At 45.5% G+C, this 21,134-nt stretch carries 18 protein-coding genes; 11 read left to right on the top strand and 7 right to left on the bottom strand.

What is annotated here, in order from left to right; translation table 11 throughout:
* Positions 1-15: 15 nt before the first annotated feature.
* The gene (gene mnmA, locus EPO18_RS13845) at positions 16-1,110 is read right to left on the bottom strand and encodes a tRNA 2-thiouridine(34) synthase MnmA (protein ID WP_292434157.1); all 1,095 of its coding nucleotides are present in this window, start codon (positions 1,108-1,110) and stop codon (positions 16-18) included.
* A complete protein-coding gene (locus tag EPO18_RS13840) occupies positions 1,103-1,564 on the bottom strand; it encodes an NUDIX hydrolase (protein WP_292434156.1) in 462 nt (153 codons plus the stop codon). The genes mnmA and EPO18_RS13840 overlap by 8 nt, the downstream gene beginning before the upstream one ends.
* A 189-nt stretch (positions 1,565-1,753) precedes the next feature.
* Between EPO18_RS13840 and clpS the strand changes: the two genes are divergently transcribed.
* Together clpS and clpA are read left to right on the top strand one after the other, a co-directional pair.
* The gene (gene clpS, locus EPO18_RS13835) at positions 1,754-2,077 is read left to right on the top strand and encodes an ATP-dependent Clp protease adapter ClpS (protein WP_292434154.1); all 324 of its coding nucleotides are present in this window, start codon (positions 1,754-1,756) and stop codon (positions 2,075-2,077) included.
* A 12-nt stretch (positions 2,078-2,089) separates the two neighbouring features.
* Positions 2,090-4,363 carry an ATP-dependent Clp protease ATP-binding subunit ClpA gene (gene clpA, locus EPO18_RS13830; protein WP_292434152.1) on the top strand — a complete coding sequence of 758 codons (2,274 nt, stop codon included), beginning with the start codon at positions 2,090-2,092 and terminating at the stop codon, positions 4,361-4,363.
* A 55-nt stretch (positions 4,364-4,418) separates the two neighbouring features.
* Here the strand turns inward: clpA and infA are convergent, their stop codons facing one another.
* Positions 4,419-4,637, bottom strand: coding sequence for a translation initiation factor IF-1 (gene infA / locus EPO18_RS13825; RefSeq protein ID WP_006889822.1), 219 nt, complete (start codon positions 4,635-4,637; stop codon positions 4,419-4,421).
* A 279-nt stretch (positions 4,638-4,916) separates the two neighbouring features.
* On the opposite strand from infA, the gene EPO18_RS13820 reads away from it, so the two are divergent.
* Positions 4,917-5,432, top strand: coding sequence for an adenine phosphoribosyltransferase (locus EPO18_RS13820; protein WP_292434150.1), 516 nt, complete (start codon positions 4,917-4,919; stop codon positions 5,430-5,432).
* A gap of 70 nt (positions 5,433-5,502) precedes the next feature.
* On the opposite strand, the gene EPO18_RS13815 is transcribed toward EPO18_RS13820, so the two are convergent.
* From EPO18_RS13815 to hpnH, 3 genes are all read right to left on the bottom strand, one after another.
* Entirely contained in the window at positions 5,503-6,486 is a 984-nt protein-coding gene (locus EPO18_RS13815; protein ID WP_292434148.1) for an MlaA family lipoprotein, read from the bottom strand.
* Between the two features lie 11 nt (positions 6,487-6,497).
* A complete protein-coding gene (locus EPO18_RS13810; RefSeq protein WP_292434146.1) occupies positions 6,498-7,115 on the bottom strand; it encodes an ABC transporter substrate-binding protein in 618 nt (205 codons plus the stop codon).
* Positions 7,116-7,242: 127 nt separating this feature from the next.
* Positions 7,243-8,352 carry an adenosyl-hopene transferase HpnH gene (hpnH, locus tag EPO18_RS13805; RefSeq protein ID WP_292434145.1) on the bottom strand — a complete coding sequence of 370 codons (1,110 nt, stop codon included), beginning with the start codon at positions 8,350-8,352 and terminating at the stop codon, positions 7,243-7,245.
* A gap of 487 nt (positions 8,353-8,839) precedes the next feature.
* Here hpnH and EPO18_RS13800 point away from each other — a divergent pair, with 487 nt between their 5' ends.
* Genes EPO18_RS13800 through dxs form a run of 8 tightly spaced genes read left to right on the top strand, consistent with a single transcriptional unit; the run spans position 8,840 to position 20,543 of the window.
* Positions 8,840-9,940 carry a phytoene/squalene synthase family protein gene (locus tag EPO18_RS13800; protein ID WP_292434143.1) on the top strand — a complete coding sequence of 367 codons (1,101 nt, stop codon included), beginning with the start codon at positions 8,840-8,842 and terminating at the stop codon, positions 9,938-9,940.
* Positions 9,941-9,951: 11 nt separating this feature from the next.
* Positions 9,952-11,907 (top strand): squalene--hopene cyclase, encoded by a 1,956-nt coding sequence (gene shc, locus EPO18_RS13795; protein ID WP_292434141.1) that lies wholly within the window; start codon positions 9,952-9,954, stop codon positions 11,905-11,907.
* Entirely contained in the window at positions 11,904-12,623 is a 720-nt protein-coding gene (locus tag EPO18_RS13790; RefSeq protein ID WP_292434140.1) for a phosphorylase family protein, read from the top strand. Before shc ends, EPO18_RS13790 begins: the two co-directional genes overlap by 4 nt.
* A gap of 5 nt (positions 12,624-12,628) precedes the next feature.
* A complete protein-coding gene (locus EPO18_RS13785; protein WP_292434138.1) occupies positions 12,629-15,256 on the top strand; it encodes an MMPL family transporter in 2,628 nt (875 codons plus the stop codon).
* Positions 15,257-15,272: 16 nt separating this feature from the next.
* On the top strand, positions 15,273-16,658 hold the full coding sequence (locus tag EPO18_RS13780) for an aspartate aminotransferase family protein (RefSeq protein WP_292434136.1): 1,386 nt from the start codon (positions 15,273-15,275) through the stop codon (positions 16,656-16,658).
* Positions 16,659-16,675: 17 nt separating this feature from the next.
* A complete protein-coding gene (locus tag EPO18_RS13775) occupies positions 16,676-17,032 on the top strand; it encodes a copper resistance CopC family protein (RefSeq protein ID WP_292434134.1) in 357 nt (118 codons plus the stop codon).
* Between the two features lie 9 nt (positions 17,033-17,041).
* On the top strand, positions 17,042-18,679 hold the full coding sequence (locus EPO18_RS13770; protein WP_292434132.1) for a copper resistance D family protein: 1,638 nt from the start codon (positions 17,042-17,044) through the stop codon (positions 18,677-18,679).
* A 1-nt stretch (position 18,680) separates the two neighbouring features.
* Positions 18,681-20,543: a 1-deoxy-D-xylulose-5-phosphate synthase gene (gene dxs / locus EPO18_RS13765; RefSeq protein WP_292434130.1), complete on the top strand. Its 1,863-nt coding sequence runs from the start codon at positions 18,681-18,683 to the stop codon at positions 20,541-20,543.
* A gap of 277 nt (positions 20,544-20,820) precedes the next feature.
* Here the strand turns inward: dxs and EPO18_RS13760 are convergent.
* A partial coding sequence (locus tag EPO18_RS13760) for a transporter associated domain-containing protein (RefSeq protein WP_292434129.1) occupies positions 20,821-21,134 on the bottom strand: 314 nt, incomplete at its 5' end.

Below are 21,134 nucleotides of genomic sequence, written 5' to 3'. Positions count from 1 at the left end.
ATTCGTTAGCTTTGCCTACAAGACAAAAGCTTTGGATTCAATAATCCCGCCGCCCAAGCATATTTCACCCTCGTAAAAAACGACGGATTGACCAGGTGTAATGGCTCTTTGCGGTTCGTCGAAAACAGCTTTGCATCTATCTTCGCCTACCGGTTCTAAATAGCAGGGCTGGTCCGCCTGACGATAACGGGTTTTAGCGCTACAGCGTATTGGTTTAGTCAACGGCCTATTGTTGCACCAATCCAGTTGACTGGCTTCGAGCATGTTATGCAACATCAGCGGGTGATCGTGGCCTTGGCCGACAATCAAAACATTATTTTCCAAATCTTTTTCCAGTACATACCACGGCTCATCCGGCGCATTTTTAACGCCGCCTATGCCCAAGCCTTGGCGTTGACCCAACGTGTAGTACATCAAGCCGTGATGTTTGCCGATATACTGCCCTTCTGGGGTTCGCATTTCACCCGGCTGAGTAGGCAGATAGCGTTGCAAAAATTCGGTGAATTTGCGCTCGCCGATAAAGCAGATGCCGGTGCTGTCTTTTTTACGGCTATTGGCAAAACCGGCTTTATCGGCCATGGCCCGGATTTCCGGTTTATGTAAATGACCTATCGGAAACAGCGTGCGCGACAATTGTTTTTGTCCAAGCGTATAAAGAAAATAACTTTGCTCTTTATTCGGGTCCAGGCCTTTTAACAAAAAGAACTCTCCATCTCTTTCGTCCACACGCGCATAATGCCCCGTAGCTATATATTCCGCCCCCAAGTCTTCAATCGCATAATTCAGAAAGGCTTTGAACTTAACATGTTTGTTGCACAAAATGTCCGGATTAGGCGTGCGCCCTGCTTTGAATTCAGACAAGAAAACTTCAAAGACCTCATCCCAATATTCGGCGGCAAAATTCACGGTTTTTAATTCTATGCCTAATTTATCGCAGACTTGCTGGGCATCAGCGAGATCTTCCATTGCGGTGCAATACTCGGTACCATCGTCTTCTTCCCAGTTCTTCATAAACAAACCGGTAACTTGATGACCTTGCTCCAAAAGCAGCAAAGCAGTTACCGAAGAATCGACACCGCCGGACATACCGACGATTACTTTTTTACTCATGGTCAAGATCGATAAATGATTTAAGCAAAGATAAGGGGTGGCGTTGCCCGCTGAGATAGTCGTCTATACTAATAAGCACCAGCGGACTACGCAAGCGATGCCGCTCAGTTTCGATTTCATCGCGCGTTAACCAGTGAGTTGCAACTATGCCTTCATCCAGCTGCTGCATCGGGTTATGAGAATGACAGTGACCGGAAAAACACACTCTGACAAAACTGGGGGAATCAGGACTTTTTCGCCAAAGCTGGATGGAAACGATGTACTCAGGTTCAAACTGCCAACCGGTTTCTTCCTGCACTTCACGCTTAATCGCGGTAATTAGATCTTCGCCCTCTTCAAGATGCCCTGCTGGCTGATTGAATTGAAGCCCGTAGGAAGTTTCTTCTTCTACAACTAAAAAACGTTTGCCTTGTTCAATAACTGCGGCAACTGTAACATGCGGTTTCCAAACCATTACTGAGTTCCAACTATGAAAGCTGATATTTTACTAGATTTGACAATGTTATGTTGGTAAAAAGACACTATAAGAAAGAGCCTCGTGAATCTTTCGCACACACTTTGTTTATTTTGTTGCAAACATAAGAGTTGAAATTCGCCAGAATTGGCACTATGTTAAGGCTAAATATTTCACTACTTTAAAACTATGTCCGATTCCGATCCCTTTAAAGACAAAGATGGTGGTTTGGCTATTCAAGAAGCTAAGCCAAAATTAAAGAGACCGCCTTTATACAAGGTTATCTTGTTAAACGACGACTTCACGCCTATGGATTTTGTGATTGAAATTTTAATGGATTTTTTTGACATGTCTGAAGAAAAAGCAACTCAGGTGATGCTGCAAATACATATACAGGGGATTGGGGTGTGCGGGATGTATTCTAAAGACGTTGCTGAAACCAAAGTATATATAGTTAACGACTATTCCCGAGAGCATCAACACCCGCTGATGTGTTCGATGGAAGAAGTTTAGGTTGGAGAGTTTATGTTAAGTAAAGAACTTGAAATTACGTTAAATAACGCCTTTAAAAATGCTCATGATAAACGCCATGAATTTATTACGGTTGAGCATTTGTTACTGGCCTTGCTCGAAAATGCTTCGGCACAGCCGATTTTGATAGCATGCGGTTGCGATATTAAGGCGTTACGCGGCCAGTTAACGCAATTTATCGATGAAACCACTTCGCTAATTCCGATAGGTATCCAGCGGGAAACCCAGCCTACTTTGGGATTTCAGCGAGTGCTTCAACGCGCGGTTTTCCATGTGCAGGCATCCGACAAAAAAGAAGTTTCCGGCGCCAATTTATTTGTAGCCTTATTCAGCGAACAGGATTCCCATGCTGTTTATCTGTTAAATAAACAGGATATTTCAAGATTGGATGTGGTTAATTACTTAGCTCATGGCATTTCAAAAATCGACCCTGAAAATGACTCTTCAAGTAACCGTTCGCCGGAATCCAGCAATGGGGACTCTGAAGCTGCCGGCAGTCCACTGGATAAATACGCCACCAATCTGAATGAAGAAGCCTTAAAAGGTCGAATCGACCCATTAATTGGCAGAGACTCCGAAGTTGAGCGCACTATTCAGACACTTTGCCGCCGCCGCAAAAACAATCCTTTGCTGGTCGGTGAAGCGGGCGTTGGTAAAACGGCAATCGCAGAGGGCCTGGCGAAACGGATTGTCGAAGAGCAAGTGCCGGATGTATTGATGAACAATGTGATTTATTCACTGGATTTAGGTGCGCTGGTTGCCGGCACTAAATACCGGGGAGACTTTGAAAAGCGCCTTAAGGCGCTATTAAGTCAACTTAATAAGGAACCCGATTCTATCCTGTTTATTGATGAAATTCATACCATTATCGGAGCCGGCTCAGCTTCCGGCGGCGTGATGGATGCGTCCAATTTGATTAAACCGGCACTGGCTTCCGGCCAATTACGCTGCATAGGTTCCACCACTTACCAGGAATATCGCGGCGTTTTTGAAAAAGATCATGCCTTAGCCCGAAGGTTCCAAAAAGTTGATGTACTTGAACCTTCCGTTGAAGACACTATCCTGATTCTAAAAGGTCTTAAATCGCGTTTCGAAGAACATCATGATGTTAAATATTCTTCCGATGCATTACGTGTAGCGGCAGAGTTGTCGGATCGCTATATCACCGATCGGCATTTGCCCGATAAAGCCATTGATGTGATTGACGAAGCCGGTGCAAAACAGCGTATGACGGCTGAGGCTGATCGCAAACAGCTTATTGATGTTGCCGAAATAGAAGAAATAGTCTCAAAAATAGCCAGAGTGCCTGCAAAATCGGTATCGTCCAATGACATCGACAAGCTGAGTAATCTGGAAAAGAATCTGAAAATGCTGGTCTTTGGACAAGACGAGGCAATTTCGGCGCTGGCATCAGCCATAAAATTATCACGTGCAGGTCTAAGAGATTCGCAGAAGACTATCGGTTCATTTCTTTTTGCGGGCCCTACAGGTGTAGGTAAAACCGAAGTGACGCGACAACTAGCCAAGGTGTTGGGAGTAGAGTTAATTCGCTTCGATATGTCAGAATACATGGAGCGGCACACCGTTTCCAGACTGATCGGTGCGCCTCCAGGGTACGTGGGCTTTGATCAAGGCGGTTTATTAACCGAACAGGTAACCAAGCATCCTCATGCAGTCCTGCTGCTGGATGAATTGGAAAAAGCCCACCCAGATGTATTTAACCTGTTATTGCAGGTGATGGATCATGGCTCATTGACCGATAATAACGGTCGCAAGGCGGACTTCCGTAACATTATTCTGGTAATGACCACCAATGCTGGAGCGGAAGAAGGCAGTCGCGCCTCTATTGGCTTTACACATCAGGACCATGCCACCGACAGCATGAAAGTTATCGAAAAAGGCTTTTCACCTGAATTTCGCAACCGTCTTGATGCCATTATTCAATTCAAACCATTGGATATCTCGATTGTCGGGCACGTGGTTGATAAATTCATCTTTGAATTGGAAGCCTTGCTGGCAGACAAACATGTAACGCTTGCATTGGATCCTGAGGCCCGGTTATGGCTCGCTGAAAACGGCTGCGACCCAAAAATGGGAGCGAGGCCGATGGCGCGACTCATTCAAGAGAAAATCAAAAAACCGCTAGCTAACGACTTGCTGTTTGGCGATTTGGCGCACGGTGGACATGTGCGAATTTACGTGAAGGATAATGAACTGAACTTCGCTATAGAAAGCGCTGAGTTGATTGTTCCTGAAGCCAATTTTTAATACGGACCCGCTGCGGCTAATCAAGAAACTTGCGTTAATCCTGTTATTAACAGGATTAACGCATACGGAATGTAATGCGGCCTTTGGTTAAATCGTAGGGCGTCATTTCAACTTTAACACTATCCCCGGTAAGAATACGAATATAATGTTTGCGCATTTTTCCTGAAATATGTGCTGTGACGATATGGCCGTTTTCCAGCTCGACGCGAAACATAGTATTAGGAAGCGTGTCAATTACCTTCCCTTCCATTTCAATTTGATCTTCTTTAGCCATCTATAATAATCCTGGTAAGTTAAAATCGCTTATAATAGCATAAGTGCGCTTTTAACAACAGAAGTGTATAAGGGGACCAGCAATCTCGTTATGGGAAAATATTTTAAGTCGACGATATTGTTATTACCATAATGAGAATTGCTATTGGAAGAAGCTTCATATACGGAAAAGAGACTCCGGCTTAGTCTAGCTTGCGCAATACAGATGCTATGAATTTCATGAATGGCATGTTATTTTTGCCTAACTTTAAATTCCGTTATATTAAAACAATACAAAACGATGAAAAGACTGAGAGATAAAATCCGTGACATACCTGACTTTCCAAAACCTGGTATTATCTTCAAGGATATTACACCACTAGTAAAAGATCCCGCCACATTAAGACTCACTGTCCATCAATTGCTACAGCCTTTTTTAGGCAGAAACATTACCGCCGTTGCAGGTATGGAGGCGCGCGGTTTTATTTTCGGCTCTTTGGTCGCCTGGGAGCTGGGACTTCCATTTATACCGTTAAGAAAGCCAGGAAAATTGCCTTATGATGTGCAGAGTGTATCGTACGACCTTGAATATGGCTCAGCCACATTGGAAGCGCATATCGATGCCTTTAATGCAAATGATCGTGTTTTATTAATTGATGATCTGTTAGCTACCGGGGGAACAGCCAAAGCGAGCTGTGAATTAGTTGAACAACTGGGAGCAAAAGTAGAGGCGTGTGCCTTTGTGGTGGAGCTGGATTTCCTGGAAGGAAAAGAAAAACTAAGGAATTACGAAATCCATTCTTTATTGCATTACTAGAGGGCGAAAAGGGAAAGGCGAAAAAATAAACTTCAAATTAGACCGCTCTTTCGCCTTTCCTTTAGATTCTTTATCTATATTTTTTGGATTTTTTCAATTTATCCAACTTGCTACTGGCATCTTCAAACGATTTGGAAGTATCATTAAAAGATTGAGCAACACTACTAAATGAATGCGAAGCTTGTCCAAACTCTTTAGTATCTGCATCCAGGCGCAAAGCAAACCCTGACTTAGTGCTTGTGTTGGCTTCGCCAGCTAAAGCTTGTCCGGAAACTGCGTTTTTATCGCCACCAAGAGACTCGTCTTCAAAACCATCAACATCCGTAGAAGCTTCCGCTTTTCCATCCGTAGCTAAATTATTACGCCATTGCAAAAAAGATTCGCGCGTGAATACATAAGGGTCTAGTGCGGCTTCATCGATAAATTTCAGTGCACCTTCAGCGCTGGCGCGCGAATTCAGCATAGACACCAGTTGTACAGGCATACCTACGTAACTGGCGGGATTTGCCGCCGTATCAAATACTGCGCCAGGAATACCGCGGGCAGTTGAGGGTCCTAGAAGAGGAAGCACCAAGTAAGAACCCTGAGGCACACCCCATACCGCCAAAGTCTGATCGAAATCTTCCTCATTTTGTTCCAGCCCTACATGCTTGGCAACATCAAACAAACCACCCAAACCTACTGTTGAATTAATTGCAAGCCGTCCGGTATCTTCCGCGCTTTGAGCAAATTTAGCCTGTAAAACATCATTGATCACCACGTTTACATTTTTCAGGTTATTAAAGAAATTGAAAACACCTGTCTGCATGAACTGTGGAGTTATCCATTTATAGGCATTTGAAATAGGTTCGGCTACATAATTATCGACTTTATCGTTAAAACCGAACATCTTTCTATTGAAGTTCTCATAAGGATCAGCTTTATTTGCTACAGTTTGCGACTCAACATCGCCTGTTGTTGCACAACCGCTCAATCCGATGGCAATTCCGATTAGCAAACCTGAGAATGTATGTTGCATTTTAACGCTTCGATTGCCGTTATATGGTTTGTTCATTAGCATAAAACCTATTGTTTTGAATAATTGTCAATTTTTTCGTTAATCTTATTTATTAAAGCGTCAAAGCCTTCTCGCTGTAGAATAGCCGTGTATTCCGATCTTTTCAAGGCCAAGTCACTCACCCCATTGGCGATAATATTGATGATGCGCCAGCTGTTACCCTTTTCCTTTAGCATGTAATCGAATTTCACTGGCTTGTCGTCAGGAATGACAAAATGAGAATGCACAACAACACCGCCTCTTGTTGTTTCTTCTTCTGAATCAAATACAAACGATTCTCCCGAATAATCTTTAAAGTTGTGCGCATAAGAAGCAATACTTAACTTGCTGAATACATCGACCAGCTTTTGTTGCTGTTCTTCGGACAATTTCTCCCATTCCTTACCGACAACAATACGAGCAATTTTTGTCAGCTCGTGGCTGTTTGAAACAGGATCTTTTAATTTTTCATATCTTCCGGCATATCCCAGTTTTTTGCCTTCTTTCATCACGGCAATAAGATCGGCCTGAAATTTCTCTACAACTTGTCTTGCTGTTGCCCCGCCTTCATCTATAGCAAAAGCATTTATCGTCCCTAATAAAAGGATCATAAAAACAACAGCTAACTTCAATTTTTTTAAAACCATAATCAAAACCTCATAAAACCAATACCTAATTAAATCAGGCAAAAGGCGCAAGGCGAAGACGAAAAAATTTGGGCTCGTCTCCAGCGCCCCTCTCGTCTACACCCTAAGCAGCCAGCATGAATATATTTTAATCGACAACTTCTACTCTCACAGGAATTCCTGCAATCGTTGATGAAAGCTCTTCTCTTGCATACTCGGGATTGGCCTCAGGAACCATTTCTCCCTCGGTTCTTGGGCCTTTAATTGATATTAACAATCCTTTCAACGGATGACTTAGCATATCTTCAACAGCTGTCGCTTCATAACCGCAATGCGCCATGCAGCTTGCACATTTAGGATTATTAACAGTCCCGTATTTATCCCAGGGTGTGGTATCCAAAAGCTCCTGAAAAGTTGAAACATAACCTTCATCAGCCAGTAAATAACAAGGTTTTTGCCAACCAAACACGTTACGGGTAGGATTGCCCCATGGCGTACAATCGTAATTTTGGTTACCGGCCAAGAAATCAAGATATAACGATGAATGATTTAATTTCCAGTTACGGTTTTTACCTATTTTGAAAATACCCCGGAATAAGTCTTTAACATCGCTCCCTTTAATGAATACATCCTGCTTAGGCGCATGCTCATAGCTGAAACCCGGGGCGATGGTCACGCCTTCAACACCTAACTCCATCGCATAATCCAGGAAATCGGCAACTTCCTGGGCTTGCTCGCCCTGAAACAGAGTGCAATTCACGGTAACTCTAAATCCCTTTTCCAGCGCCAATTTTATGGCTTCAACAGCTCGTTCAAAAACACCTTCCTGGCAAACAGACGTATCATGCCTTTCGCGCATGCCATCTAAATGAATTGAAAATGTCAGGTAAGGTGATGGCTTATAATCGTCAATTCTCTTTTTCAATAAAAGTGCATTAGTGCACAGGTAAACGAATTTCTTCCGCGCAATAATACCTTCAACAATTTGCGGCATTTCTTTGTGGATAAGCGGCTCGCCCCCTGGAATCGATACCATGGGCGCATCGCATTCGTCTACAGCCTGCATACATTCTTCAAATGAAAGCCGCTTGTCGAGAATATCATCTGGATAATCAATTTTACCGCAGCCCGCACAGGCTAAATTGCAACGAAACAAAGGCTCAAGCATCAGCACCAAAGGATATTTCTTAACCCCTTTCAACTTCTGCTTAATTAAATAACTACCTACAGTCAACTGCTGACGTAAAGGAACACCCACAAGCAAACCCTCCAAAAAACCCAATAAAATCTAATGACGCCCATATAAAAAATGACCGTCCTGAATCCGCATACGCTACGGAATGACAAACCTGTATCAATAAAGCAACAAACAAACTATGTTCACAAAAATACAACTATTTACTATTTTTTAATAATGGAAACCAATAAATATCAATAAGGCTATTATATAATACAATCGCTTATCTATTGTTGACTAGAATACTATCTTTTAACTTATGACTCCAGTTTTACAGTTAAATATATATAATTTTCCACTCTAACCACTACTTCATGCATCTAGCGTAAACTATGAAGTAAAATAGATAACCATTTATTTTTATTAAAAATGTTTCGTTTTATAAGACTATCCGCTGTGCATATTTGCAACAAAACAACATTGCTTTGCAAAATACCAACAAACAGTCTATTATTGCTATTTATTAACTTAAAACTTACCTTTCAGGTCAACATTAAAAAATAATATTATGAGTGAAACTCAAATATCTTTGGACAACCCAAAATCACTCAGCAAATTGTCTGATGATGAATTTCAGGCACTGTTACTTGAGGGCGTCTCCAGAACATTTGCGCTGACCATTCCTCAGTTACCGGAAAAGTTATACAGCGTAGTAGCCAACGCTTATTTGCTGTGCCGCATTGTCGACACTATAGAAGATGAAGTTTCCTTATCTTCCGAACAAAAAAAATATTTTTGTTCGGAGTTTATTCATATCGTAAAAACAGGAGCAAATTCTGAGCCGTTTGCTGTAGAACTTGCACCGCTGCTTTCCGAGCAAACTATTCCCGCCGAACACACTTTAATTCATGTGTTGCCGCGGGTAATTCAAATCACCCATAAGTTTGAAGTCGATCAAGTTGAGGCGCTGGCTACCTGCGTAGAAACTATGGCTGAAGGTATGCCGATTTTCCAAGCCATGGACCTGCATGGTGGTCTTGCGACACTCGCCGACATGGATAAATACTGCTATTACGTTGCCGGTTGCGTAGGAGAAATGCTAGCCAAGCTTTTTTGCCATTATTCGGCGGAAATCGCACAGCACAAAGACGAACTGCTTACACTCTCAGTATCTTTTGGTCAGGGATTGCAGATGACCAATATATTGAAAGATATTTGGGATGATGCCGGGCGAGGCGTTTGTTGGTTACCACAGGATATTTTTACGGAAACAGGGTTCGACCTTAAAAACCTGACAAGAGAAGCCCATTCCGAAAATTTTAGAAAAGGCTTAGAGCATTTGATCGGCATCGCACATAGCCATTTGCACAATGCACTAAAATATACATTATTGCTCCCCTCTCATGAGGTCGGCATACGCAACTTCTGCCTATGGGCATTAGGCATGGCCATTTTGACTTTAAAAAAAATCAAGCAAAATCTGAATTTCAACAATTCCGACCAAGTCAAAATCACTCGCAACAGTGTGAAAGCTACTATTCTTGTGACCCGGTTAACTGGACGCAGCAACGCTATGCTTAGTTTCCTTTTCAACTTAACAAGTCGTGAGCTCAAAACGCCCGACTGGACATATTCAGCACCATCCTCAGAAGCCCCGGTAAAACTTTAAGGACGTAACTTATGTTTAACGAAGCAAACTCAGAGATAAATATCGGCACTATTTCGAACTCATCGAATACTGCTAACAATTTTGCCCACAATCTCAATCAAGCCATTAACAAAGCTCAAGAGAAATTATTAAGTCTGCAAGATAAAGATGGCTATTGGGTATTCGAACTGGAAGCAGACTGCACGATACCATCAGAGTACATCATGATGATGCACTACTTGGGTGAAATCGATGAATCGCTGCAAGCTAAAATTGCCAATTATTTAAGACCCCGCCAATCTGAAGACGGCAGTTACCCGCTATTTACCGGCGGTGCGGGCGATCTTAGTTGCAGCGTTAAAGTCTATTTCGCTTTAAAAATGGCCGGGGATGCTGTCGACGCCCCACACATGACCCGGCTAAGAAACTATATCCTCGGTCAGGGCGGCGCGGCAAAAGCCAACGTGTTTACACGTATTGCGCTAGCAACGTTTGAGCAATTGCCTTGGCGCGGTGTACCGTATATTCCTGTTGAAATCATGCTGTTTCCCAACTGGTTTCCTTTTCATTTGGATAAAGTATCATACTGGTCAAGAACCGTTATGGTGCCGCTGTTTATTCTTTGCACCTTAAAAGCGACAGCGAAAAACCCTAATAACATCAATATACTGGAGCTTTTCATCACCCATCCCGATGAAGAAAAGCATTACTTTCCAGAAAGAACGCTGTTAAATAAAATCTTTCTGGGCTTGGATAAATTGGGCTTGGCCACTCGCCCGTTAATTCCGAAAAAGGCTCATGAATTGGCTATCAAAAAAGCCAAAGACTGGTTTATTGAACGCCTGAACGGCGAGGACGGCTTGGGCGGGATTTTTCCCGCAATGGTTGGCGCTTATGAAGCCATGCTGCTACTGGGCATGCCTGCCGATCATCATCATGTTGTTACTGCGCGTAAAGCTATAGACAAACTACTGGTCATCAATGAGCATGATGCCTACTGTCAACCCTGTTTATCTCCGGTTTGGGACACAGCACTTGCCGCGCTGGCTTTACAAGAAGCCGACAAAATCAGCAACAGCCAAAGCCTGACTCGCGCTTACGACTGGCTGAAAAGCAAACAATTATCAGACGAACCCGGTGACTGGCGAATTTCCAAGCCTGACTTAGCAGGCGGCGGCTGGGCATTTCAATTTGAAAACCCGTATTATCCCGATGTCGACGATACGGCTGTTGTGGCTTTTGCGATGGCGGAGTCAAGCTTGCCCCATTTGGACGAATCGATACATCGCGCCACCCGTTGGATAGTCGGTATGCAATCTAAAAACGGCGGCTACGGTGCATTCGATGTCGATAACACTTATTATTACCTGAATGAAATTCCGTTTGCCGATCACGGAGCGTTATTGGATCCGCCGACATCCGATGTCAGCGCGCGGTGTGCGATGCTGATGGCTAGAGTGGCGCAGGATCACGCAGAATATTTACCTGCGCTAGAGCGCACTGTCGAATACATTCGTAGTGAACAAGAACAGGACGGCTCGTGGTTCGGTCGTTGGGGTACCAACTACATTTACGGCACTTGGTCGGTATTGCTTGGCCTGGAGCAAACCAGCCTACCCAAAACCGACCCGTTGTATACCAAAGCCGCAAAATGGCTAAAAAGCGTACAACGCGGCGATGGCGGCTGGGGTGAAGACAACTACAGCTATCACGATGTTAGCCATAGCGGCAAATATCATTTCAGCACTGCGTTCCAAACAGCCTGGGCTGTTTTGGCGCTAATGGCGGCCGGCGAGGCTCACAGCCATGAAGTAAAAGCGGGCATTGACTTCATCTTACGCAACCAGAAAACCGACGGCGTATGGAATGACGAATGTTTTACCGCGCCCGGCTTTCCGAAAGTTTTCTATCTTAAATATCACGGTTACGACAAGTTTTTCCCGCTTTGGGCCTTGGCTCGCTATCGTAACGAGCTCAACAACAAGTGATCACTGGCATTGTCGTCGCTTTACCGGAAGAAATCAGCACCCTGACCTCAAAAAAAATTGATAAAGGGCGCTGTGTTTTTATTACCGATAATACCGTTCTCGCCTATTCCGGCGCAGGTGCCGACAATGCACGCACAGCATCCGAGTTATTGATCGCACAAGGCGCTACCCGATTGATTAGCTGGGGTTGCGCCGCCGCCCTCATCGAAACATTAAAACCGGGCGATCTGGTCTTGGCAGATACCCTGATAGATGTTGAGAGTAATCAAATCGGCATTCGCTCCGACTGGCACAGCCATGCCGCAAACTTACTTTCAACCTCTCTAAAAATCCACCTCGGCAGTTTAGCTGAAAGCAAAAACATCGTAGCTACCGGCAACGATAAAAAGCATCTGCATACACAAACCGGCGCTGTCGCATTGGATATGGAAAGTATCGCCGTAGCCAAAGTTGCCCGGCAACACAATGCGCCTTTTCTAGCTATCCGGGCCATTGCCGATCCGGTTAGCATGGATTTACCCAAAGCCATCAATCACTCGCTTAACAATGAGGGTGACATCATACTCGGTAAATTGTTATTATTTATCGCGCTACATCCTGCCGAATTACCGGGACTTATAAAACTGGGCCTGCATTTCAATAACGCAAAAAACACGTTAAAATTGGTCGCTAAACAGCTCGGCCATTTGACCGTTTTACCCAGCCAAGACCAATAAACAGCATGTCATCTTTTTTCAACACCCTTATCGGCTGGTGCGAACGCCAAATCATGCGCTGTCCGTGGACGCTGTTATTGTTATCTCTGTTGCTCTGTGGTGCGACTTTGCACTACACCCTTAAAAATTTGGAGATTAACACCAACACTGCTGAAATGCTGTCGCCTAACCTGCCTTTCCAGCAAAATCAGGCACACTTTAACCAGGCATTTCCCGAGGATGCCACTACCATTATTTTTGCAGTTGAAGCCGAAACGCCGGAAGAAACGTCCTTGGCTGCCGGCAAACTTGCCGAACAGTTAAGCAAAGCAAATGATCGCTTTGACTCCGCCTACATACCCACTGACAATGCTTTTTTCAGGCAACAGGCCCTGCTTTATCTCGATCAAAACGATCTGGACCATTACGCCAAAAAACTCACTGATGCCCAGCCTTTTATAGGGCATCTGGCACAGAATTATCACCTCGAAGGCCTATTCGGCATTATCGGCCAAGCACTTAACCGGCATGACAACGCCCTGCCTATGGACTTAAATCCGATACTTATTGCTATCGACGATGTTCTGAAAAATCAGTTATACGGTCAATCGCACTATTTGTCCTGGCAGAACATACTTTCCGAAAATAAGCCGAACAACGATAAAAGCGCAGACGCACAACCCCAACTTAACCGGACTATCGTCATCGCCAAGCCTAAAATGCATTTTAATGAGATGCTGCCCGCTGATGTCGCACTATCGGCAGCTCGAGAAATCAGTCATGCCATGATGGCAGAAAATCCGTCGCTGAAAATTCGGATGACCGGCGAAACCGCGTTGGAACATGAAGAACTTGAGAGCGTCACCAAAGGCGCCACTTTCTCAGGTTTGTTGTCGTTGATTTTAGTATTCGGAGTCCAATGGATAGGCCTGCGATCAGTAAGATTACTGATTACAACCTATATCGTTCTGGTTATGGGCTTAATATTCACAGCCGGGTTCGCGGCCATTACTGTAGGGCATTTAAATGTTATTTCGATTGCCTTTGCCAGTTTATATATTGGTCTTGGCGTTGATTACGCGGTTCATATTTGCCTGCATTATCGAGAAGGCAAGGCGGACGGCCTATCGAATAGTGAAGCCATTCTGATCAGTATCAGAGATGTCGGATCATCATTGTTTTTATGCGCCCTTGCCACAGCAATCGGCTTTTTTGCGTTTATACCGACCGATTATGCAGGGGTATCCGAATTGGGCGTTATTTCAGGCGGCGGCATCTTTATCGGCCTGATTATTTCACTAACCGTATTGCCGGCCTTATTCTGCGTTTTTCCTGTCGATAACGCAAAGCCGATACGCTCGCCGTTAACTCCGGCATTTATAATCACTTTCCCTTTTCGCTTTTCAACGGGCATTAAAATCGTCTCCATATTGCTAGGCATCGGCGCCTGCTTTGTATTGACCGATCTTACCTTTGATTACAATCCTATCAACCTTAGAGACCCAAACAGCGAATCGGTCGTAACTATCAAAGAACTGCTAACATCCAAAACCGATTCTCCTTTTGCCCTAACCGCTTTGGCAAGCAGTCTTGAAGCGGCCGGAAAAATTACCAGCCAACTGGCGCAACAGCCATCGGTACACGAGTCCATCACTTTGGCGAGTTTTGTCGCTAAAGATCAAGACGAAAAACTGGCAACAATTGAAGATTTAAATCTTATGCTGGGCGGGCAACTTAAAAACTTCGATAACACGCTCGATACTGCAAACCAACGGGACGCATTGGTCAAATTCAATGAAGAACTTAAAAAAGCCATCATTGAAAAATCCCCTAATGTATCGGAGCAAACTTTACAGCAGTTACAACAGCGCATCGAAACGTTTATCCAACGTGCGGACGGCGCTCAGACTCCGGCAGCCGGTTACATACAATTGGAAAAAAACATCTTAGGCTTGCTGCCATTTACCATAGAACGCCTTAGAACCAGCTTGACAGCCATACCGTTTGGGCTGGACGATTTACCGTTGGAGATAAGATCGCACTGGATCAGCGCTACCGGCTTGTATAGAGTCCTGATCATGCCAGAAAAAGATCAAAACAAGCCGGACAATTTGAAAGAATTCGTCACCGAAGTGCAAACCGTTGACAGTAATGTGTCGGGGCTTCCGATTATCAACCAGGCCGGAGGCGATGCGATAGTCAAGGCATTTATTAAAGCCTTTAGCGGTGCTTTTGTTGCCATTGTGGTGTTATTATTGCTAATGTACAGAAGCATCAGAAAGACCCTATTGATCATCATGCCCTTATTGCTTGCCGCTATGCTGACCGGCGCAACCAACGTGTTACTGGATAACCCTTTCAATTTCGCTAATATCATTGCCCTGCCCTTACTGCTCGGCATGGGCATCGACAGCAGCATCCTTATCATGCACAGGCACCATTCCTGTTCATGTGAAGATGAAAATTTACTGCAAAGCAGCACCACCCGAGGCATTATTTTCAGCTCCATAACAACCTTGTGCAGTTTTTCAAGCCTTGCTTTCACCGCTCATCAGGGTATGGCAAGCATGGGTTTAGTATTGGCCATAGGCCTTACTTTCACAGTGATGTGTTCTTTAATAGTCCTGCCTGCTTTCAGCGGCAAAAGCATTTAATTTTTTGAGGTACCTAATGTCATTCAGCATCGCCGAACTTTTTTCTCAACACAGCACTGACAAATTCGATCTGCACGAACAACATTTGAACAATCAAATGGTCAGGGTGTTAAAGACCATAGGCTATGACCGCCACTATCAAAAAGCTGTCGGACAATATCTCTACGACCAGGAAGGCACGGAATATCTGGACTTATTGAGCGGTTTCGGCGTATTTGCGATCGGCCGCAATCATCCGGCCGTTATCAGCGCATTAACAGAAACCTTAACGCTGGAATTACCTAACTTGGTGCAAATGGATGTATCGGTACTCAGCGGATTACTGGCCCAGGAAATCCTGAAAACCACACCGGAAAACCTGAACAAAATGTTCTTTTGCAATTCCGGCACCGAATCGGTAGAAGCGGCAATCAAATTTGCCCGCTATACCACCAAACGCGAAAAAATCGTCTTCTGCGAACACGGCTATCATGGTCTGACCATGGGGTCGCTGTCATTGAACGGCGAAAATATTTTCCGCGAGGGTTTCGGACCGCTACTACCCGGTTGCAGCGCTGTTCCTTTCAATGATCTTACCGCACTGGAACAAGCTTTAAGCGACAAAGACGTGGCCGCTTTTATCGTCGAACCTATTCAGGGCAAAGGCGTTAATGTACCGGATGACAATTATTTGCCGGAAGTCGAACGCTTATGCAAAAAATACGGCACTTTGTTTGTCGCCGATGAAGTCCAAACCGGCTTAGGGCGCACCGGAAAATTCTGGGCCATCGATCACTGGAACGTCAAGCCTGATATGATCTGCATGGCCAAAGCCCTGTCCGGCGGTTTTGTTCCGGTCGGCGGGGTCGCGATGACACAGAAAATCATGGATACTGTTTACAACCGCATGGATAGAGCTGTCGTGCATGGTTCCACTTTCTCCAAAAACAATATGGCAATGGCTGCCGGACTTGCCACGCTGCATGTTATGGAAGATGAAAAACTGGTGGAAAACAGCATGAAAGTGGGCACCGACATTATCGACAGCCTGAATGCGATGGCCGGGAAATACGAATTCCTTAAAGAAGCGCGCGGCAAGGGCATGATGATTGCGATTGAATTCCAGTCGCCTAAGAGCTTGAAACTGAAAGCGGCTTGGGCAATGCTGGAGGCGGCTAATAAAGGCTTGTTCTGCCAAATGATCACTATCCCTTTATTTAAAGAACATCACATTTTAACGCAGGTTGCAGGACACGGCATGAACGTGGTCAAACTGTTGCCGCCGTTGAACTTAACCCAAAAAGACCGAGACACCATAGTCAACTCATTTGATAAAGCCATAGCCGATACCCACCAAATCCCCGGCTCCATCTGGGATTTAGGCAAAAATTTGGCTGGTCATGCTTTAAAAGGCAAAAAGTGATTAAACGGAGAAAGGTAATGAAAAAAATCATTTCAATATGTTTATTGTTCTTAGCATTGTGTCAGGTTCAATGGGCTGAAGCTCATGCGGTGATAACCGACTATTCCCTGAAAATCGCTCCCATTCATGCCAACACCCCGGCAAAAGTCGAACTGTCGTTTAATTCCCAGATTGAACTGGGTTTGTCGCAGATTTTCCTGGTTAGCAAAGGCGATAAACATCAATTGCTATCAACCTCCACCGGCAGCAAACAAGGCCAGATCATTATCCAGGTTCCGCCACTGGAGTCAGGCGATTATGCCCTCAGATTTAAAGTCTTCGCTGCCGATGGTCATTTAACAGAAGACGTTATTCATTTTTCCGTTTCTAAATAGGAGCTTGCAATGGCCGGCATAGCTGATTTTCTTGATTCCCTTATCGGCGGGTTTGACCTGATTTGCTATTCGCTAGCAATCGGCAGCCTGTTCTGGGGACTTTTTGTATTGCGTCCGTGGAATTACCAAGACGGGTATTCAGAGGTATTACTTCAAAAAACCATCGCTCTTCTCTATAAGGGTGGTTTTTGGCTCGCTGCCGCCCAGTTTTTTAAAATAATCCTTAAAGTTTGGTTAATGACCTGCGTACTTGAACGCTGGCCGTTTCCCGAATTTGCCGATACAACGCAGTTCATCGGCGGCATAATACGCACCATATTGGCTGTATTTTCGGCAGGTTACTGCTATCAATACCTCAGCAAGAATCCTTTTTCCAAGCAGCACTGGATAACAGCCGGCATCCTGGCTTTGCCGATGATTATTTCCGGCGCTTGGCTGGTGCATGGCGCGGGACGCTTTGAAAACCAGATTACCTTGATGTCGCTGACAGTCATCCATCAAGTAGCCGCGGCGGCCTGGATCGGCGGCATTTTCCAACTGGTCAACCTTTGGCTTTTACGCAGCAGCAATCAAGTTGCCGAGGGATTATGGCCTTTAATGCTTAAGCGCTTCACCAAGTTCGGCATAGCCTCGGTTGCGATGATCCTGATCTCGGGTTTGCCTATTGCATTGCAATATATCGATACCTGGAACGGCCTGATCGGCACCGGCTACGGCAATTTATTGACGGTAAAAATAATCTTAATGGGCATTGCGCTGGGATTTGCCTTCTTAAATAAATCCGCCGTATTAAAATTCGGGATTACCGGCAACAGTCACGCATTAAATAACCGCGTTCCTTATTACGTTGAAGCGGAAACCTTTGTTTTGGTCACCTTGTTATTTACCGCTGCCAGCTTGGCTTCCCAGCCCCCGGCTATTGATATTCCAAACCTGACCGCAAGCTGGCAGGAAGTTTTAAACACTTTTAGCCCGCAGATTCCAAGAACCAGCTCGCCCACGCATACCGATTTAATCGCGGGTGAAGCGGGCCGTGTGGCAATTGTCGGCCAAGTGCCTTCTCTAGCAGCCACCGAATGGTCGAATTATAACCATAACATCTCCGGCATTTTCCTGACTGTGATGAGTTTCTTTGCAATGCTGTCTTACGTGCAAAAATCCGGCTTTGAGAAATTCAAATACTGGCCACTGGGTTTTGTCCTGCTTGGCATTTTCCTGTTTTTTCGTAGCGATGCGGAAACTTGGCCTTTGGGTCCGATAGGCTTCTGGGAGAGTACTTTTAATAACGGCGAAGTATTGCAGCACCGGATTGCGACCTTACTGGTGTTTGTGCTCGGCATTATTGAACTGAGCGCCCGGATAACCAAAAACCCGGACAGCAAACTGCCTTTTGTTTTCCCGTTGCTGGCGGCTTTTGGCGGTTTAATGCTGCTTACCCATTCCCATGTAGGCTTTCAACCCAAAAGTGCCTTCCTTATCCAGGTCGGCCATACCATGATGGGGATTTTTTCCCTCATTCTGGCCAGCGGTCGTTGGCTGGAATTAAAACTGGACAGACCAGGCAAGGATATTGCCGGTTTTATTTCTGTTGCCGCCCTGTTTCAGATTGGCATCATCCTGATGTTCTATCGCGAACCTCTTTACTAATATGAATACATTACATAACTACCCTCTGCTCAAAGACATCAATACCCCTGCCGATGTGCGCAAGCTGTCGAAAAACCAGCTTAAGCCTTTGGCAAAAGAACTGCGCGACTATTTAACCCATACCGTGAGCATTTCCGGCGGCCATTTTTCCGCAGGTTTAGGTACGGTTGAGTTGACTATAGCCTTGCATTACGTATTCGATACGCCTTCCGATCAGCTGGTTTGGGATGTCGGCCATCAGGCTTACCCGCACAAAATTCTGACCGGACGCAAAGAGCGGATGACCACCATTCGAACCCGAGACGGGGTATCGGCATTTCCGAGCCGGGCTGAGAGCGAATACGATGCGTTTGGCGTCGGCCACTCCAGCACGTCGATCAGCGCAGCCTTAGGCATGGCGATTGCGTCCGAGTTAAAAGGCGAAGACAAGAAAATGGTCGCGATCATCGGCGACGGCAGCATCACCGGCGGCATGGCGTTTGAAGCAATGAATCATGCAGGCGCGCTGGATGCTAATTTGTTGGTGATCCTGAACGATAACGACATGTCGATCTCGCCGCCGGTCGGCGCGATGAATAATTACCTGAGCAAGATTTTGTCCAGCAAATTTTATTCCTCAATGCGCGAAGGCAGCAAAAAAGCTTTAAGCAGCATACCCAGCGTCTGGGAACTGGCGCGACGCACCGAGGAACACATGAAAGGCATGATTGTACCGGGCACCTTGTTTGAGGAACTGGGCTTTAACTATATCGGCCCGATTGACGGGCATGACATGGACATGCTGGTATCCACGCTGGAAAACCTAAAAGATATTACCGGGCCGCGCTTTTTGCATATCGTCACCCAAAAAGGCAAGGGTTACCCGCCTGCAGAAAAAGATCCGTTGGCCTATCATGGCGTACCGGCTTTCGATCCCAGCAAGGATTGCCTGCCCAAATCAGCGCCCTCCCCGCATCCGACTTACACTGAAGTATTCGGCGAATGGCTCTGCGACATGGCGGCACAAGACGAGCGTTTATTAGGCATTACTCCGGCTATGCGTGAAGGTTCGGGGCTGGTCAAATTTTCGGAGTGTTATCCAAAGCGTTATTTCGATGTCGCGATTGCCGAACAACACGCGGTAACGCTTGCCGCAGGACAGGCTTGCCAAGGCGCCAAACCCGTCGTAGCGATTTATTCGACATTCCTGCAACGGGCTTACGACCAGATGATTCATGATGTCGCAATCCAAAACCTGGATGTGTTATTCGCATTGGACCGCGCAGGTTTAGTCGGCCCCGACGGTCCGACCCATGCCGGTAGTTTCGATTACAGTTACATGCGCTGCATTCCGAATATGCTGGTCATGGCCCCAGCCGATGAAAACGAATGCCGGCAAATGCTCTATACCGGCTTTATGCATCAAGGCCCAGCCTCGGTGCGTTATCCGCGTGGCAAAGGCCCCGGCGCTGCGATCAACAAAACAATGACCGCATTGCCGCTGGGTAAGGCAGAAATTCGTCACCAAGGTAGCCGTATTGCCATTCTGGCTTGGGGCAGCATGGTAACCCCGTCTATGGAAGCGGGCAAACAACTCGGCGCAACCGTTGTCAACATGCGTTTCGTCAAACCTATCGATACCGAACTGGTACTTGAATTAGCCAAGAGCCACGACGTACTGATTACCGTCGAAGAAAACGTACTCGCCGGTGGTGCGGGCAGTGCCGTCAACGATTTCCTGCAAGCGCAACAAATCCTGATGCCGGTGTTGAATATCGGCCTGCCGGACAGCTTTGTCGAGCAAGGTACCCGAGAGGAATTGCTGTCGCTGTGCGGTCTGGATACCCAAGGCATTCTTGCCCGGATTGAGAAGTTTTGCGCGTAGAAGCGTTAGCGCAACGTCTCTTCTATAAAGGGTGATCGATCCGGTCGCCCTTGCATCAGGCATTTTAAGCCTTTATCCGATCCGGCAAATCATGTTTAGAAGCCCTATGTACATTGTAAAGTGCAACGGGCTGTAGGACGGTTTATTTTTTATCAGTGCGGAGGTTTTCGTTGACTACGGCTGTTTAATCTTCAGATTTTACATTATCTATCAATGCGTAATTTCTATCATAAACGACCTACCAAAAACCTACGCCTGTCCCTTGCCGGCTTTTTAACTACTCAATTATTTTTAGTTTTATTAAATGTACGCGTCGGCTATCCGCTCTAACGACTTCAAATCTCATTGAATCTACAACAAGGCTCTCACCTTTTTTCGGCATATGTTCAAGCTGACTGACAATAAAACCGCCAACGGTGTCATATTCATCCGTTGCCAGATGCGTGGAAAAGTATTCGTCAAACTCATCCATCGGCGTCAGCGCTTTAATCATATACTCACTTGAACTGCGCTGAAATATATAACCTTCGTCTTCATGCTCGTCGTGCTCGTCTTCAATCTCGCCAACGATTTGCTCTAACACATCTTCAA

Origin of the sequence: Methylobacter sp. (genome assembly GCF_004322395.1) — a bacterium.
Taxonomy (GTDB): domain Bacteria; phylum Pseudomonadota; class Gammaproteobacteria; order Methylococcales; family Methylomonadaceae; genus Methylobacter_A.
Note: the sequence above shows the minus strand (reverse complement) of the source record. Positions and strands in the feature narration are given on the sequence as shown.